18 protein-coding genes are annotated in these 15,787 nt (G+C 50.5%); 11 read left to right on the top strand and 7 right to left on the bottom strand.

The features are described 5' to 3' along the window. Window positions 1–5 precede the first annotated feature (5 nt). Entirely contained in the window at window positions 6–1,256 is a 1,251-nt protein-coding gene (locus P2G88_RS15630; protein WP_275797607.1) for a glutamate-5-semialdehyde dehydrogenase, read from the top strand. 286 nt (window positions 1,257–1,542) lie between these two features. On the opposite strand, the gene P2G88_RS15625 is transcribed toward P2G88_RS15630, so the two are convergent. Continuing rightward, a complete protein-coding gene (locus tag P2G88_RS15625; RefSeq protein WP_275797605.1) occupies window positions 1,543–1,824 on the bottom strand; it encodes a hypothetical protein in 282 nt (93 codons plus the stop codon). Between the two features lie 106 nt (window positions 1,825–1,930). On the opposite strand from P2G88_RS15625, the gene P2G88_RS15620 reads away from it, so the two are divergent. The 8 genes from P2G88_RS15620 to P2G88_RS15585 all read left to right on the top strand — a co-directional run bounded on the left by P2G88_RS15620 (window position 1,931) and on the right by P2G88_RS15585 (window position 6,755). After that, entirely contained in the window at window positions 1,931–2,413 is a 483-nt protein-coding gene (locus tag P2G88_RS15620; RefSeq protein WP_275797603.1) for an RNA polymerase sigma factor, read from the top strand. After that, window positions 2,403–2,972: a hypothetical protein gene (locus P2G88_RS15615; RefSeq protein ID WP_275797601.1), complete on the top strand. Its 570-nt coding sequence runs from the start codon at window positions 2,403–2,405 to the stop codon at window positions 2,970–2,972. Before P2G88_RS15620 ends, P2G88_RS15615 begins: the two co-directional genes overlap by 11 nt. 39 nt (window positions 2,973–3,011) lie before the next feature. Next, window positions 3,012–3,839 carry an MOSC domain-containing protein gene (locus tag P2G88_RS15610; RefSeq protein WP_275797599.1) on the top strand — a complete coding sequence of 276 codons (828 nt, stop codon included), beginning with the start codon at window positions 3,012–3,014 and terminating at the stop codon, window positions 3,837–3,839. 83 nt (window positions 3,840–3,922) lie between these two features. Further along, the gene (locus P2G88_RS15605) at window positions 3,923–4,360 is read left to right on the top strand and encodes a hypothetical protein (protein ID WP_275797598.1); all 438 of its coding nucleotides are present in this window, start codon (window positions 3,923–3,925) and stop codon (window positions 4,358–4,360) included. A gap of 14 nt (window positions 4,361–4,374) precedes the next feature. Beyond that, the gene (locus P2G88_RS15600; RefSeq protein WP_275797597.1) at window positions 4,375–4,881 is read left to right on the top strand and encodes a gamma-glutamylcyclotransferase family protein; all 507 of its coding nucleotides are present in this window, start codon (window positions 4,375–4,377) and stop codon (window positions 4,879–4,881) included. A 51-nt stretch (window positions 4,882–4,932) separates the two neighbouring features. Then, a complete protein-coding gene (gene trxC / locus P2G88_RS15595) occupies window positions 4,933–5,373 on the top strand; it encodes a thioredoxin TrxC (RefSeq protein ID WP_275797582.1) in 441 nt (146 codons plus the stop codon). Between the two features lie 95 nt (window positions 5,374–5,468). Further along, window positions 5,469–5,981, top strand: coding sequence for a DUF1993 domain-containing protein (locus P2G88_RS15590; RefSeq protein WP_275797580.1), 513 nt, complete (start codon window positions 5,469–5,471; stop codon window positions 5,979–5,981). A 153-nt stretch (window positions 5,982–6,134) separates the two neighbouring features. Next, a complete protein-coding gene (locus P2G88_RS15585; RefSeq protein ID WP_275797578.1) occupies window positions 6,135–6,755 on the top strand; it encodes a YkgJ family cysteine cluster protein in 621 nt (206 codons plus the stop codon). Here the strand turns inward: P2G88_RS15585 and P2G88_RS15580 are convergent. From P2G88_RS15580 to lysA, 5 genes are read right to left on the bottom strand one after another with little or no spacing between them, the layout of a single operon-like run. Beyond that, on the bottom strand, window positions 6,752–7,468 hold the full coding sequence (locus tag P2G88_RS15580; RefSeq protein ID WP_275797576.1) for an HAD-IA family hydrolase: 717 nt from the start codon (window positions 7,466–7,468) through the stop codon (window positions 6,752–6,754). The genes P2G88_RS15585 and P2G88_RS15580 overlap by 4 nt on opposite strands. After that, window positions 7,465–8,373, bottom strand: a complete 909-nt coding sequence (gene xerC, locus P2G88_RS15575; RefSeq protein WP_275797574.1) for a tyrosine recombinase XerC — start codon at window positions 8,371–8,373, stop codon at window positions 7,465–7,467. The genes P2G88_RS15580 and xerC overlap by 4 nt, the downstream gene beginning before the upstream one ends. Before the next feature lies 1 nt (window position 8,374). Continuing rightward, window positions 8,375–9,061: a DUF484 family protein gene (locus P2G88_RS15570; RefSeq protein ID WP_275797572.1), complete on the bottom strand. Its 687-nt coding sequence runs from the start codon at window positions 9,059–9,061 to the stop codon at window positions 8,375–8,377. Beyond that, window positions 9,058–9,888 carry a diaminopimelate epimerase gene (gene dapF, locus P2G88_RS15565; RefSeq protein ID WP_275797570.1) on the bottom strand — a complete coding sequence of 277 codons (831 nt, stop codon included), beginning with the start codon at window positions 9,886–9,888 and terminating at the stop codon, window positions 9,058–9,060. Before dapF ends, P2G88_RS15570 begins: the two co-directional genes overlap by 4 nt. Before the next feature lie 25 nt (window positions 9,889–9,913). Beyond that, on the bottom strand, window positions 9,914–11,164 hold the full coding sequence (gene lysA / locus P2G88_RS15560; RefSeq protein ID WP_275797567.1) for a diaminopimelate decarboxylase: 1,251 nt from the start codon (window positions 11,162–11,164) through the stop codon (window positions 9,914–9,916). 359 nt (window positions 11,165–11,523) lie between these two features. On the opposite strand from lysA, the gene speB reads away from it, so the two are divergent. Both speB and speA read left to right on the top strand, forming a co-directional pair. Beyond that, the gene (gene speB / locus P2G88_RS15555) at window positions 11,524–12,435 is read left to right on the top strand and encodes an agmatinase (RefSeq protein ID WP_275797565.1); all 912 of its coding nucleotides are present in this window, start codon (window positions 11,524–11,526) and stop codon (window positions 12,433–12,435) included. 90 nt (window positions 12,436–12,525) lie between these two features. Beyond that, complete coding sequence (speA, locus tag P2G88_RS15550; RefSeq protein ID WP_275797563.1) at window positions 12,526–14,442, top strand: biosynthetic arginine decarboxylase; 1,917 nt, start codon at window positions 12,526–12,528, stop codon at window positions 14,440–14,442. A 52-nt stretch (window positions 14,443–14,494) separates the two neighbouring features. Here the strand turns inward: speA and P2G88_RS15545 are convergent, their stop codons facing one another. Beyond that, on the bottom strand, window positions 14,495–15,646 hold the full coding sequence (locus P2G88_RS15545; RefSeq protein WP_275797561.1) for a serine hydrolase domain-containing protein: 1,152 nt from the start codon (window positions 15,644–15,646) through the stop codon (window positions 14,495–14,497). Window positions 15,647–15,787 lie beyond the last annotated feature (141 nt).

The following is a 15,787-nucleotide window of genomic DNA, read 5'->3' as shown; positions in this document are numbered from 1 at the left end:
TATTTATGACATTTTCCATTAAAGAGATGGCCGCCAAGGCCAGGATTGCATCAAGACAAATTGCCAAACTGACAGCCGAGAAGAAAAACGCGGTATTAAGACATATTGCCGATGAACTAATCAGCAAAACCGATAGCATTTTAGCGGCTAACAAGAAAGATTTGGATGCCGGACAAAGCGCAGGTTTATCGGCTGCCATGCTTGACCGTTTAACCTTGGATCCCAAGCGCATTGCCGCGATTGCCGAAGCGGCACGGCAAATTGCCGCTCAAGACGATCCTGTGGGCAGTATTCGCGATATTCGCCGTCAGCCCAGTGGCATCGAAGTGGGTAAAATGCGCATTCCCTTGGGCGTAATTGCGATGATTTACGAGTCTCGTCCCAATGTCACCATCGACGCCGCAGCCTTATGTTTTAAAGCCGGTAATGCGGTAGTGCTGCGTGGAGGGAAAGAAGCGCTGCATTCCAATCTGGCTCTTGCAGCTTGTATTGAATCGGCACTAAAAGCCCAGAACATTGACCCTAATGCCGTGGTGGTGGTGCCTGATCCTGATCGCGCCATTATGAATGAGTTGATGACCCTTAATGAAAGCATCGATTTGATTATTCCGCGTGGTGGCGAGGGTTTGATTCGCTTTGTATCGGAAAACAGCCGTATCCCGGTGATCCAGCACTATAAAGGGGTTTGTCATTTGTATGTGGATGACGCTGCCGATAAAGTGAAGGCATTGGCTTTGCTGCAAAACGGTAAGACCCAGCGGACGGGCGTATGCAACGCCCTGGAAACCTTATTGGTACACAAGGCCATTGCCCCTGCTTTTTTACCTATGGCCGCCGCCATGTTTGCCGAGCACAAAGTGAAAGTGCATGCCTGTGAACAGAGCGTGGATTACTTCCATGATGCCGAACCTGCCACCGATGCCGATTGGGATGCGGAATACTTGGCACTCGAGATTGCCGTGCGGGTGGTAGATACCTACGAGCAGGCAATCGAGCATATTGAGCGTTATGGATCAGGTCATACTGAAGTGATTGCCACTCAGGATTATTCCAAAGCCCAGCATTTTATTCGCAGCATTGATTCCGCGGTAGTGATGGCTAATGCCTCATCGCGCTTTTCCGATGGTGGTGAGCTTGGCTTAGGTGCTGAAATTGGTATCTCCACCAGTAAGTTGCATGCTTACGGTCCCATGGGGGTGGACTCCCTGACCACGGAAAAATTCATTGTCCTTGGCGATGGCCATATCCGTCAGTAATCTAATACCAAGTCCATTAATAATGTGCTCACTCAGCGAGTGAGCAAAATGCTCCGTGGCAAGGCAGGGGCCTGCAGGTCTAGTGGGACTAAATCAAAGGTCCCTAACACCGCCAGGGGGTATTTTGACCTCGCCCGCAGGGAGCGGCCAGAAGGGCTTATCTCCGCGTTCCCGCTTTTTGACATAGACACCACTATGCCTTCAAAGCAGCGCCTTGATCTAAGCCCTTCTGACCTGCTCTGAGTTGACCAGATCATTAGTGGACTTGGTATAAAACAAGCCCTGATCACTTCAGGGCGTTAATTTTCTTGTTCAGTTCATAGGCCGGTTCGGTCACGATTTTTTCCAGTATTTCGATACGCTCCCTCAATCCTTCCATATGCCCTACCTGACTGATCGATCTGCGTGGTTTGAATGGATTATCCGTCTTGCCATTCAGCCAATCGGTCAGGCGTACGTTGTATTTATGATCCAGCCAGCTAAGACCAAGGCTGGCCAGTATCATCAGCGCAAACAAGGTAAAAAACATAAGCATATCCATCAGATTATCCTCCAGTGTGGGTTTCATCACTGGTAGTCTTCGCCTTCGCGAATTTCTTACAAAAAAATGCATTGTCTTGTAAGAAAATCTCTCGAATGGTGACTAGCTAAGGAAAATGGAACAGCGCTAAATCATGGATTTTAATAATCTACTGCAACAATATGGCCCACTATTCAGCCGGGTTGCGGCCAGTTATGAGGCTAATCACGCCCTCTGTCAGGAATTACTGCAGGAGATTTTGTTGGCGGTATGGCAAGCCATGCCGGCCTTTAAAGGCGATAGCAGCGAAAAGACTTATGTACTGAAGATTGCTCACAACAAGGCCGTCTCCCATGTGGCCAGGCAGGTGAGACAATTAGAAGAGACGATGGAGGAGGATATTGCGCCAGCAGGACCCAAGCTGGAAGAGCAATTGCAGCGTAATGAGCAGCAGCAGAGACTGCTGGATGCTATTCGTTCCCTGCCAATTCAGAGTCGCCAGGTACTGACCCTTTTTATGGAGGGCTTGAGCTATGAAGACATTGCTGAGGTATGCGGTCTCAGCCTATCCAATGTGGGGGTCATTATCAGCCGCTCACGAAACCAACTTGCTAAGGAGCTGAGCCATGCAGGATAATTTGGAGCAATGGCGTGAGGTATGGCTGGAGCAGGACGTTAACGTGCCGGATCCCGCTGTACTGCAGAAGAAATGGCGCCATGCAAAGTTAAAACAGCGACTTTTCTTTATGCTGGATTTAGCGAGTTTGCTAGTACTGATCCCATTGATTTGGTTTTTCGCGCCGCAGCATTGGTTCGAGAAAGCCTGGTTTGCCGTGATGTTTTTACTCGCTTTGTGGTTTACCGTTCTCAACACCAGGCTGCGTTGGCAAACCCTCTCTACCAGCAGCGATTCAACCAGTAGCTATTTGCATAGCTTGGAAACACAATGCCGAAATAACCTAAAACTGGTATTGGTTACCCGATTAAGCCTGTTAACCACATTGCTGGCCTTCCTGATCTTTGTGTCAGGAAACTGGTATTTTGACCTGACGCTGGCAAGCCGGGGATGGCAAAATTCTGCGCTGATGCTGGCATTGGTCATTGTTATCTTGCTGCCATGGTGGGCCTGGACCATTCGGCAGGAAAAAATGAACCAGCGAGAGCTTTTGTGGCTGCAACGCTGGCAAAAAGAGTAGTATTGCACCTCGTTCAAATCAGCGGTCAAGGAAACGCCAATGAGTAGGATCAGTCTGGCACAGATCAGCATTTATCCAATTAAATCCACCCGGGGGCTGACCCTTGATCGCAGTTGGGTAGAAGAGACCGGGCTTAGCTTTGACCGTCGTTATATGCTGGCCGATATGAACGGCAGAATGCTGACCGGCCGTGCCTTTCCCAAGTTGGTGCAGGTGTTAACGGCACCTACAGCCTGGGGGTTAATGGTTTCTCATCCCGACATGCCGATGCTCGCCTTGCGTTGTACGGATTTTTCCATGCAGGGTGTGGCGACCCATGTGTGGAAAGACGAATTTGAAGCCTTTGCGACAACAGAAACAGCAAACCAGTGGTTTAGCAGATTGTTGGGCCGGGATTGCCAGTTGTTATATGCCAGTGAGAACTCCCCCCGTTTCAGTCAAAGTGCTAGTGCCAAGGTCAGCTTTGCCGATGGTTACTCACTTCTTTTGATCAGCCAGGCGTCTTTGCAAGCACTTAATGCGAAAGCTGCAGTGCCAAGCCAAATGGCTCAGTTCCGTCCTAATCTGGTGGTCAGCAATACAGAGCCATTTGCGGAGGATAGTTGGCAGACGTTTCGTATCGGCGATGTGACATTCCGGGTAGATAGTCCTTGTAGCCGCTGCATATTCACCACCCGCGATCCAGCCACTGGAGAATTCCTTGAAAACAAAGAGCCGCTGGCCACACTAAGCCGTTTTCGCAAACATGAATCCGGGAAAATTAACTTCGGCATGAATGTCACTCCGCTGAATGAGGGAATGATTGCCTGTGACATGGAAATTGAGGTGCTCAGTACTCGCACGGCTGAGCGCTACCCCGTCAGCTGAAGTAAAAGGGCGTTGGTGGCTTGACTAGCGACTGGCAAAAGCTCAGATTGAACAAAGGCAATTCAATTTATAAGGATACCTGTGTGAAGCGGGGCACGTTTAAATTCTGGCAAACCGGTGATTTGCTCCGGGTCAAATTGTCAGGTGCCTGGCAGTCGAATACGGAACTCGCCTACCTAACTGAATTTTCAGAGCATATTCACAATATGGTGATCCGCGGTCATCCATGGGGAGTGCTGGTAGATATGTTGGAATGGGATGGCAGTGATGTGCGCTGGCCCGAACACTCACCGGCGGCAGGCGTGCTGCTTGACCGGCGCAATCAAATCTGTGAATGCTGGTTGGTAAAAGACGCAACGCAAGCGGTTGCTCTTGAAAAATACATCTTAATGCATGGCACCATCGCTTTTTCTCGTCATCCGGACAATCAGGCGGCAATGAATTGGCTTAAACAGTTTAAACTGGACACCGGCCAGCTGACCAATAGCGAAGTGAGCCTGGCGCCGAAACCTGCCACTTAAGCCAGTCTAGAGATATGTCCCTCATCCCCTTTGAATATTACTTTGCCTACGGCTCCAATATGCCCATTGCCCGGCTCGAGCAGCGTCTTGGCCGAGTAAACCTGTTAGGCAAAGCTTGTATATCCGGTTTTGAACTACGTTTTCACAAGCGCGGTGCCGACGGCTCGGCAAAGTGTGATATTTGGCACCGAGGCGATCCAAAACACATTGTATGGGGAGTACTTTACGCCATCAGCGCAGAGCAATTATTGTTGCTGGATAAGTTTGAGGGCAGAGGTTATGTGCGCCGTCCACTTGGCGTCCAAATGGAATCTGGAGAGCGCTTGCTGGCCCATAGTTATCTGGCTACCGAGGTGGTCAGTGAGCTGATGCCTTTCGACTGGTACAAGTGGCATGTGCTGAAAGGGGCGATGGAGCATGGTTTTTGCGAAAACTATATTGCTGCTATCGAAGCCGTTGCTGCAATGGCTGATCCCGATGCCGATCGGCATCAGCGGGAAATTGGTGTCTATTTACCTTGAACAAAGATCAATCGCCTCCATATTAAGGGAAACGCCCTGTAGAGATCTTTGATGGATAACAATCTGCAATTGGTTTGTGGTCAATGTGCCGCGGTCAATAGAATCCCAGTTAGTCGGTTAGAACAGCAGCCACTTTGTGGGAAATGCAAGGCGCCACTGCTTAGCGGCAAGCCGATTGAAGCAACGGATGAGACCTTTTTACGTCATATTGAGCGAAATGATATGCCCGTGCTGGTGGATTTTTGGGCGCCCTGGTGCGGCCCCTGCCTGAACTTTGCACCGGTGTTTTCCGAAGCTGCCAAAGAGCTGGAACATCGAATTCGCTTTATCAAACTCGATACCCAGGCCAATCAGCACAGTGCCGCCCGCTACCAGATTCGGTCTATTCCAACCTTGATGCTTTTTGCCCAAGGTAAGGAGTTAGCACGGGTATCCGGCGCTTTACCGAAGCACAGCCTGATGCAGTGGCTGGCGCAGCATTTGGTGGAGTAAGTCCCTGTCTTTTTTGCACCTGGTCCAAGACGGCCTGTTGCGAACTGACTTTTAGCACTACTGTTACAAACCCTGATAACGTAAAAGGAACAACCATGTCCCTATCCATGTTTAATGCTTCCGTCCCCGTTCTGTTACACAGCCTTGCCAACCTGAAAGCGATTTTGGACAAGGCCGAGGCATTTGCCACTGCCAAAAAAGTGGACTCCAGCACTATCGCCGGCAGTCGTCTGGCGATAGATATGTTACCGCTGAGCTCACAAATTCAAATCGCCTGTGACACCGCCAAAGGCTGTGGCGCCAGACTTGCAGGGGTAGATATCCCCCGCTTTGAGGATAATGAAAAATCTTTAGCCGAGCTGAAGGTTCGTATTGAACGTACCATGGACTTTTTGTCGGGGATAACGGCTGAGCAAGTCGATGGCGGTGAAAGCAAAGCTATCGTTTTGAATTTCCCTAGCATCACGTTGAACTTCAACGGCCAGGACTATCTGACCCAATTTGTATTACCGAATTTCTTTTTCCACGTCACTACTGCTTACGGCATTCTGCGTCATCTTGGTGTAGAGATTGGCAAGATTGACTATCTGGGTAAGGTTGGCGTTTAGGCAGGCGGAAGTCCCGGTCAATGGCCGGGACTTATCTTTTCATCCAGCGCCGGGCCAGGAAATATTTTGCTGGCCCTATTGCGCAAAATTCCGACATCCCCGTACAATCCGCCACCCTAATTTGCTGCCGTCATTTTTTGTTGCGGAGTCACTATGCAAAGGCTGCGAGATTTATCGCGTCTTGTTGAGGCTGTGTTTAACGAGCTTTCCGAAAGCTTTGGCGAGTACCAAAAACGTCGTGGTTTGGACTGTGTCAGCGGTTGCGGCGCTTGCTGCAATAACCCCGCTATCGAAGCGACGCCATTAGAGATGTTACCGCTGGCATTGCGCCTCTATGATGAGGGACGCGCTGAGCAAGTTTTTGCCGAACTGGAAATTTACTCTGGCTTTGCCTGCTATCACTTTCAACGGGCATCACTCGATGGTTCACAAGGGCAGTGTGGCGTGTATCAAGAGCGTCCGGCCATTTGCCGTATGTTTGGCGCGGCCGGGTATGGTGGCAAAGATGGTAAAATCCAGATTTCTACCTGTAAACCTATTAAAGCAACACATCCTCAGCAATACGCCGACAGTTTGATCGCGATGGAGTCAGATCCTCCGCCTATGCTTCGCCATGGTAAGGAGCGGGTCAAACAGCTGGACTATGATCTCGGCAAGCAGGATATGCCCATCAATCAGGCCCTGAAATACGTATTGGAAAAAGTAATGATGCAAGCCTACTTTTTCGGTGCTGACGATCCCCATGGGTGGGATGACGGCAGTCGGGTGGCTTAAATCAGCTGTAAAATCTCTTCCAGGCTATCTAACTGTAAATCGGGTAATGGTCCGGGCGGCTCGTTTGTCAGTTGCATGGGCCGGTTGCATGCATGCCAAGCGCTTTGCATGCCCACAGCCAGGCTCCCTGCCACATCTTTCTGCAGATTGTCACCGATATGCAGAATCTGACCTGGAGGCAGTTTCAGATGTCTTATGGCCTCTACAAACATGGCCGGGTGTGGCTTCATGGGTAAGGCCAGACTGGCATGGAAAGTCGCCTCAAAGTAGTCGGCTATGCCAATGCGTACCAAGTCAACATTGCCATTGGTAATGGCTACTAGTGGTACTTTCCGGGCTAATATGTCCAATAAGGAACATACGTTCTTATCTACCTTGAAGTTACTGCGGGCCTGATAAAAAAAGTGAAAAGCCTCTTCTACGGCTTTGCTGAGCTCTCCCCCCTGCAATCCACTGTCTGCCAACCCATAGGTTAATATGGCGCGGCGCAGGACGGTCATATCGTTACCCAGTTCGGGCTTTTGATTCAGCAGTTGATGCTTAAGTTGCTGCCAATACTGCTGATCTTTGCCTTTTGCCAGGGGATGAGTCTGCTGCAGGTAGTCTACTAACGCCTGTTCGGCCTGATGCAAAATTGGCCCGTTGTTGTACAGGGTGTCATCAAGATCGAATGAGAGTGCCAGGGGCTTTCTGATACTTCGAAAGAATCTCATGAGGAATTTTTATTCTTCTTTGCTCTTGGATGGGCTTTATCATAAATCTGGGCCAAATGTTGAAAGTCCAGATGCGTGTATATTTGTGTTGTGGAGAGGTTGGCATGACCCAGCAGTTCCTGAACGGCACGCAGATCACCGCTGGACTCCAGTATATGAGTCGCAAAAGAGTGGCGCAATTTATGCGGATTGACCGGTTGGCTCAACCCTTGTTTGACCGCCCACAGTTTCATGCGTTTGGCGATTTGTCTGGATGTAATACGTTGGCGTTGCTTGCTCACAAAAAGCGCTCGCTCGTCCGTTTCAGCTAGCTGGTGGCGCACAGACAGCCACTTCTGTACCCATTCACGGGCTAACTTACCGATGGGCAGTTGTCGCTCTTTCCGACCCTTACCCCAGACCCTGAGCTGAGTGATATTGTCGAGTAGATCTTTGACATCCAGCCCGGTCAACTCGGCTAATCGCAAACCACAACCGTAGGTGAGTTCCATCATGGCCCGATCGCGAATGGCTAACACATCGTCGCCAAGATCAAACTCCAGCAACCGGCTCATCTCATCCACATGCAATTGCTTTGGCAGGGGCTTGCCGCGCTTTGGCGCTTGAATTCCGGCACAGGGATTGGATTTGAGTTGTCCCATTTCCATCAGGTAACGGCAAAAGGCACGCAAGGCGGATAATCGCAGGGCAATACTGGTGGGTTTGTGACCTGCCCGTCGGGCCTGATTGAGAACAAGGCGAATATGCTCAGGGGTCAATGTTGACCAATCGGATATATCCAGCTGCTGTGATACTTCTGCCAACTGACGACCGTAGGTTTCCAGGGTCTTGGCTGACAGGTTGCGTTCGTAGCGTAGGTGATCGAGGAAGGCTTCCAGCCGCTTTGAGAGGGCTGGCGATGACATCTTAATACTCCGCCAGTTGTGGCACCACCAAGGTCAAAAACTTCTGCAACTGGGTAATCAGCAAGGTATCCATGCCCGGATGGAAATGGTGCGCCTCTCGACTGGCCACCGCCAGCAGGCCCATCTCACCGCGCTCACCAATCAGCATCATGGCCACAGATTCCACATGTGCCTTGCCGAACAGCATCTCCTGCTCTTCTTTGCTTAAGCGACCAAGGTAATAAATATTGTTATTGAAGCGTTTTTCCAACAGCAAGCGCTTGTTGGTTTCCGGCAAATCGTCTTCGAATCCGAACAACTTAAGGGAGATTGCCTGCAGTTCCAGTTGATACAGCAACACCTGTTCCAGGGTAGTGCGCACATCAAACAGCGTCTTGCAGCGAAACAAGCGTAAGTTCAGATCGGCGTAGATTCGATAGATGCGCTCGTTTTGCTTAGCAACGGCCATCAGTTCGCTGATTTGATGCTGTAACTGACGGACTTTCTCACGCAGCTGTTCGGCCTGGCGTTCAACCAATGACACCGAGCCCTTCTTTTCATGAGGAATGCGCAAGCTATCTAAAATGCCGGGGTAATGAACAAAGAAATTGGGGTGAGCCAACAGGTAGTCTTTAACCTGAGCGGCCGTGACCAGCGGCTGGTCGTCTGCCAGCGCTTCGCTTTTTTCCTGTCGGGATATGTCGCTCATAGACTCAATGTTCCATCGAATACATGCTCAGCCGGTCCGGTCATTTTCACAACTTTATCTCTTCCCTGCCAGCGAATATTGAGTGTGCCGCCGGGTAAATCTACCCGCACTTCCTTACCCAGTTTGTTCCAAATTTGACCGACCACTGCGGCCGCACAGGCGCCACTGCCACATGCCAGGGTCTCTCCAGCGCCTCGTTCGAAGACGCGAAGTTTAATATGTTCGGGCGACAAAATCTGCATAAAACCGATGTTTGCCCCTTCCGGGAAGCGCTCATGCTGAACCAGTAGGGCACCGAGGGTCTCAACCGGCGCGGTGTCGATATCATCTACTTCAATCACGCAATGGGGATTGCCCATGGACACGGCGCCACAAAAGACAGTGTGATCTTCTGCACGGATAATATAGGTGGCTTCTTCTTTATTGGCTTTAAGCGGAATTTGCGCCGGTTCAAAGTCGGGCCTGCCCATATTGACGGTGACTTGCCCATCTTTTTCCAGATACAGCACCATGCGCCCTGAACGCGTTCCTACCACTATCTTGTTGCGGTTGGTCAGTCCCTTCATACGCACGAAGCGCGCGAAACAACGGGCACCATTGCCACATTGGGAGACTTCGGTGCCATCGGCATTAAAAATCCGGTAGTGGAAATCCTGATCGGGATCGTAGGGGGGCTCAACCATTAACAACTGATCGAAACCAATACCGAAATTGCGATCCGCCAGTTGCTGGATTTTTTCCTTGGAGAAGAAAACATTCTGGGTCACGTTATCGATGACCAGGAAGTCGTTCCCCAATCCATGCATTTTTGAAAACTGAATCTGCATCGGTACCACTGTTATTCCCGGCCGTTTAGGGGAGCTTGTGCTCGCCCCGCCATAAATCGGCTAAAGTTTCTCTTTCCCGCACCACATGAACCTGGTCGCCATCCACCAGCAGTTCCGCAGGTCGGCAACGGCTGTTGTAATTAGAGGCCATGGTAAAGCCATAGGCACCGGCGCTACGTACCGCCAGCAGATCGCCTTCGGCAATGGCCAGTTCTCTGTCTTTGCCAAGGAAATCACCGGTTTCACATACCGGTCCTACCACGTCATAAGTGGCGCTTTGGCGCGACAGACGTTGATCTGTTTGGATAATATTCATCCATGCAGAATACAGTGCCGGGCGAATAAGATCATTCATCCCGGCATCCACCAGCGCAAAGTTTTTCTGCGCCCCTTGTTTGATAAATTCCACTTTGGTCAGCAGGATGCCAGCGTTGGCCATAATGGCCCGTCCGGGTTCAAACAAAAGTTCCAGCTGCCGGCGTCCTCTCAGGCGGGTCATTAACGCCTGCACATAGGCGTCTGGTAGGGGCGGCGTCTCGTCTTTATAGGTCACGCCTAAGCCACCACCGACATCCAAATGTTGTATTTTAATACCATGGGATTCCAGTTCATCAATCAGCAACAGTAACCTGTCCAGTGCATCTACGAAGGGAGTACTGTCGGTCAGCTGCGAGCCAATATGGCAATCAATGCCGACGATATTGAGGTTGCTCATGGCTGCCGCCTCGAGATAGACGGCCACCGCCAGTTCTCTCTCGATACCAAACTTGTTGGCTTTCAAACCGGTGGAAATATAAGGATGGGTTTTAGCATCCACATCCGGGTTTACACGCAGGGATATGGGGGCTTGAGTACCCAGCTCGGCGGCTACTTTATTGATGCGTTTAAGTTCAGAGGGAGACTCGACGTTAAAGCATTTAATCCCTTGCTTGAGGGCAAAAGCGATTTCTGTTTCGGTTTTGGCAACACCGGAAAACACCACTTTGCCTGGGTCTCCCCTTGCTTCTAAAACACGCGCCAACTCGCCCATTGAAACGATGTCAAAGCCGGATCCTAGTTTGGCCAAAATGCTGAGCACACCGATATTGGAATTGGCCTTTACCGCATAGCAAATCAGATGAGGGTGATCACCAGCAGCGCGGTCAAAAGCATGCCAGTGACGCTCTATGGTGGCGCGGGAATAGACATAGCAAGGGGTGCCATATTTTGCGGCTATGTCGGTAACCGGCACCGCTTCGGCATAAAGATGTTGCTGCTGATAGGTGAAATGGTCCATCTATTGTTGCTCTTGGGACGCTTGTGGCTGAGGGTCTGCCGATGCCTTTGTGGCAGTGGCGTTTTGCTCTGCCGGTGGTAAGTACAAGTTGCCCCGGTTTCCACATGCCGACAATAACAAAGCCAGCATAATTGCGGCGAGTTTTAACCCCTTCACCTATACTCCCGAACCCGTCTATTTTGACCCGTTATAATGGCATTGCCCGATTAAAAAGCAAAGGATATGCGTTTGAAAACTGGTCCGTTTTGGTGGCTGACAGGGTATTAGAAGGAATCTCGGTGTTATTGAAGAAAATATGAGTGAAATGCCATCAGTTTCTTTATAATGTCGGCCCATTTTTTGTCGCGAAGGAGAAATCCATGTCCAGCGCTAATGCAATCGCCTTAGAGGCACCCACCACTGTCTACCATATGGCGATGGATAGTCGTGCTGTTCAAGACAATGCGCTGCATTTGATTGGCTTTGGTTTTGACGGTACCGCCTGCTTTCGTAAAGGCACTCGCAACGGTCCGGACGCCCTGCGCGATGTATCTGAAGACATTGAAAGCTATTCTCCCTATCTGGATCAGGATCTGGAACAGAGCCGTTTTGTCGATCTCGGCAATTTATCTCTGGGCAACAGCGACGATATTGAACAGCAGTGGCAAAGTGCAACTGACGATTTTGAGCGCTTGTTTGGCGGGGTGGATTTGGTTAAGCAGGGCATCAAGGTGATGACCTTTGGTGGCGAGCACTCCATTTCGTATGCGCCAATCAAGAAATACCTGCAGCAATATCCTGATCTGGTGCTGATTCATCTGGATGCCCATGCGGACCTGCGCGACGGCTATCAGGGCTATCATTTTTCCCATGCCTCCATTATCCGCCGGGCGCTGGACCACTTCGGACCGGGTCATCAGTTGATTCAATACGGTATTCGCTCTGGTACCAAGGAGGAATATCAGTGGATGCATGCCAACAGCACCATTCGCACATCCAGAGAATCCTTCCTTGAGGATGTGCGCGCTATCGCTGCAGACAGGCCCGTCTACCTGACATTGGATCTGGATTACTTTGATCCCAGCTTTTTGCCGGGCACCGGCACGCCAGAGCCTGGCGGTGAGGATTTCCACTCCTTTATCAAGTTGGTTAAGTTACTGTCGCAGAAAAACTTTGTAGGCTGTGATGTGGTGGAGTTGTCACCAGAAATTGATTCTTCAGGCAATAGTTCAGTGTTTGCTGCCAAGGTGGTGCGCGAGCTGATCCTGTGTCTGACGCAAAAACCGGCCTGAGGGCCTGCTCGCGGAAGGGCGTAAGCACTTCTGATCTTGTTGTACTAAGCTCAAGCAAAAACTTGAGACTCGACCTGAGGGAGAAACACCTTGGCAGATTGGACCATTGAAGATGCGGAGCGCGTTTACCGCGTAAATCGTTGGGGCGCTGGCTATTTTGAGATCGGCGCCAATGGCAACTTGCATATCACCCCGGTACCGGGCAATCCGCAAGTGCGCATAGATTTCAAATCCGTTATCGAAGAAATCAAGTTAGAAGGGATCCAGTTCCCCGTGGTGGTGCGTTTCCACGATATTCTGCGCTCTCAGGTGGCGGAACTGAATCAGACATTCCGTCAGAAGATTGAAGAAGCCGAATATCAAGGCAACTATATGGGTGTGTATCCGGTTAAAGTTAACCAGATGCGCGAAGTCGTTGAAGAGATTGCCGATGCCGGTGAGGCCTTCAACTATGGTTTGGAAGCGGGCTCCAAGGCCGAGCTGCTGACCGTTCTGGCCTATAACACCAACGAACATGCCCTGACCATACTCAATGGCTACAAAGACGAAGAGTTTATGCGTCTGGCGTTGCTCGGACGAAAGCTGGGTCGCAAGATTTTTGTGGTGGTTGAGAAGTACTCCGAGCTGTTGTCTTTGGTCAAGATTGCCAAAGAGCTGGATATCGATCCGCTGATTGGCGTGCGCTCAAAAATCACCGTCAAAGGCCGTGGCAAATGGGAAAGCTCTGGCGGCGATCGCGCCAAGTTTGGTCTGACGATCGCAGAAATCATTAACGCCACCCGTTACCTGGAAGAGCATGGCATGGCTCATTGCCTGAAATTGCTGCATTTCCATATCGGCAGTCAGCTGACCGATATCCGCTCAGTGAAAGATGCCATTGGCGAAGGTGGTCGCATATACGCGGAGCTTCGTCACATGGGCGTTGAACTGGAATACGTGGATGTCGGCGGTGGCCTGGGTATCGACTATGACGGCAGTCAGTCCACCAATGACTCTTCCCGTAACTATAACCTGCAGGAATATGTCGCTGACGTGGTTTACGGGATGAAAGAAGTCTGTGAGCAGGAAGGTGTGCCTCACCCGAATCTGGTCAGTGAAAGTGGCCGTTTTATTACTGCCCACCACAGCTGTGTAATCACCCAGATTGTCGGCGAGATTAAACCCGCTGCGGCAGCTTTTGATACCACAGCCGAGGAAGGTGAGCATGTGTTGGTGGACAATATGCGCGACCTGCATGACACCATGGATGACAGCGACAATGTCCAGGAAATCTTCAATGATGCTTCGCAGTGGAAAGAGCAAGCGTTGAACGCATTCAAGTTGAGCGTTATTTCCCTGACCGAGCTGGCCAAGATCGAAACCCTGTACTGGCAGATTATGTCGCGCCTGCAGCCACGCCTGAAAAACGAGGAGTTTGTACCGGAAGAGCTTAAGGAACTGGACTACAACCTGTCGTCACAGTACCTGTGTAACTTCTCTATCTTCCAGTCGGCTGCGGATACCTGGGCTATCGATCAGGTGTTGCCGGTGGTGCCTATTACCCGCATGAATGAGCGCCCAACCGTAAACTGCTCATTGGTAGATATCACCTGTGACAGTGATGGCAAGATTGACCAGTTTGTTGGTGAAGACGGTATTACCGATGTGTTGCCTATGCACCCATTGCAACCCGGCGAGGACTACTACATTGGTATGTTCCTGACCGGCGCTTACCAGGACGTGATGGGGGACATGCATAATCTGTTCGGGCGTCTGAACGAAGTGCACATCTTCTCCGACGATGATGATCCGGAAGATTTCTACATTGAAGAAGTGGTCAACGGCTCATCGGTCAGCAGCGTGCTGTCGATTATGCAATATAACCCGTCTTCCATGGCGCAGAACGTCAAGCGTGTGATCGACCGTCATGTGGCGGCCGGCGCCATCAAGCCGCGCGAAGGGGTGAAATGGACGGACTTCTATGAAAACTGTCTGCATGGCTACACCTATTTGAAACATACCAAATAGGTATTCATGAAACACAAGCGGGGCCGATCGGCCCCGTTTGATTTTCTGGCTTCTATTTTCCGGTATTCTGCTTCTTACCGTTTTTCTTCGCCTGCAAGCGTTGCTGCTCAAAGAAGCGGGTCCAGAAATCCACGCTGATCTCATTCATCAGGTTGGACTCTGCATTCATTAGAAACACATAACCAGCATTATATTTAGGGGCGAAACCGATATCGGCGCGATAGCCTTTAACCCAGCCGCTGTGGTAGGCAAGGCGCTCCCCTTCAAAATCATAGATACGCCATCCCAAACCGTAGTGGGCATCTTTAAGGTGTCCACGCCAGTGGCGGCGATACAGCTCTTTTCGTGTTTTCGTGCGGGGTTGCAAGACTTGTTCAATGCTGTGACCGGAGAGCACATGGGGATATTGCCCAAGCAGCAGTTTTAACCAGGTGGTCATGTCTCGCACCGAAGCATTCACCCCGGCCGCAGGCGCAAAGCGATAATAGTCCTCAGATACGGCCACTTTCTTCCACTGCTTGGGGCCAATCAATACATGGGGCTCTGCCCAGTTATTATCTTTTATCAGAGCATCGCGGCCGACATTGATGCGTTTTATCGATAATGGTTTAAGGAATTGTTCGCTAAGCAACTGGGCATAATTGCGCTTAAGACCACTATACATGCCCTGCTCTACGGCACCGAACAGCGCATTCTGATAGGTATAACACTGACCTGGTGAGCAGATAGGTTTCAGCCCGGCCAATTGCTGCATGACCCTGTCCACTGAGTAGTTTGCTTCAATCAGATTATCAAAGGCGTTGGGCATATAGCCGCTGGATTGGCTGAGGATGTGTTCCAGGGTCATGCTATTGGCGAGTTTCGGATCGAAGGGATAGCCAGGGACCAGCTTGGACAGAGGCTGCTTTAGATTAAGCTGACCTTGCTCGGCGAGTTTTGCAGTCAATACACCAGTGAACGTTTTTGATACTGAGGCCAGACGAAATAACGTATCCGGGTTAATGGCATGGCCATCTTTTTTGGTTTTACCGTACTGAAAAATCTGGTCTTTTTTACCGACATTCACATAAGCAAAGGCATAACCGGGGAGCTGTTGTTGTTTGGCTGCCTTTTTTACATCTTCAGCATAAGCACCAAGCCAGTTTTCCTGAGCTTTCACCATTAATGGTGCCAATAACAACAATGTCAGTACAAACGCGCGCATAGTTTCTAGTGTCTATTTCGGTGCGCGTATTGTATCAGGCGCCATCGCAAAGTCATCGGCCGGACAGCGGGCAAAGCAATAATAACTTCAGTTCCGTTTTCATCGTGTATTCCTTTCCAGAGTCGCTACAATCAAGTTCCA

Origin of the sequence: Aliiglaciecola sp. CAU 1673 (genome assembly GCF_029223185.1) — a bacterium.
Classification (GTDB): Bacteria; Pseudomonadota; Gammaproteobacteria; order Enterobacterales; family Alteromonadaceae; genus Bowmanella.
The sequence above is the reverse complement of the archived record's forward strand: the minus strand, read 5'-3'. Positions and strand labels throughout refer to the sequence as shown.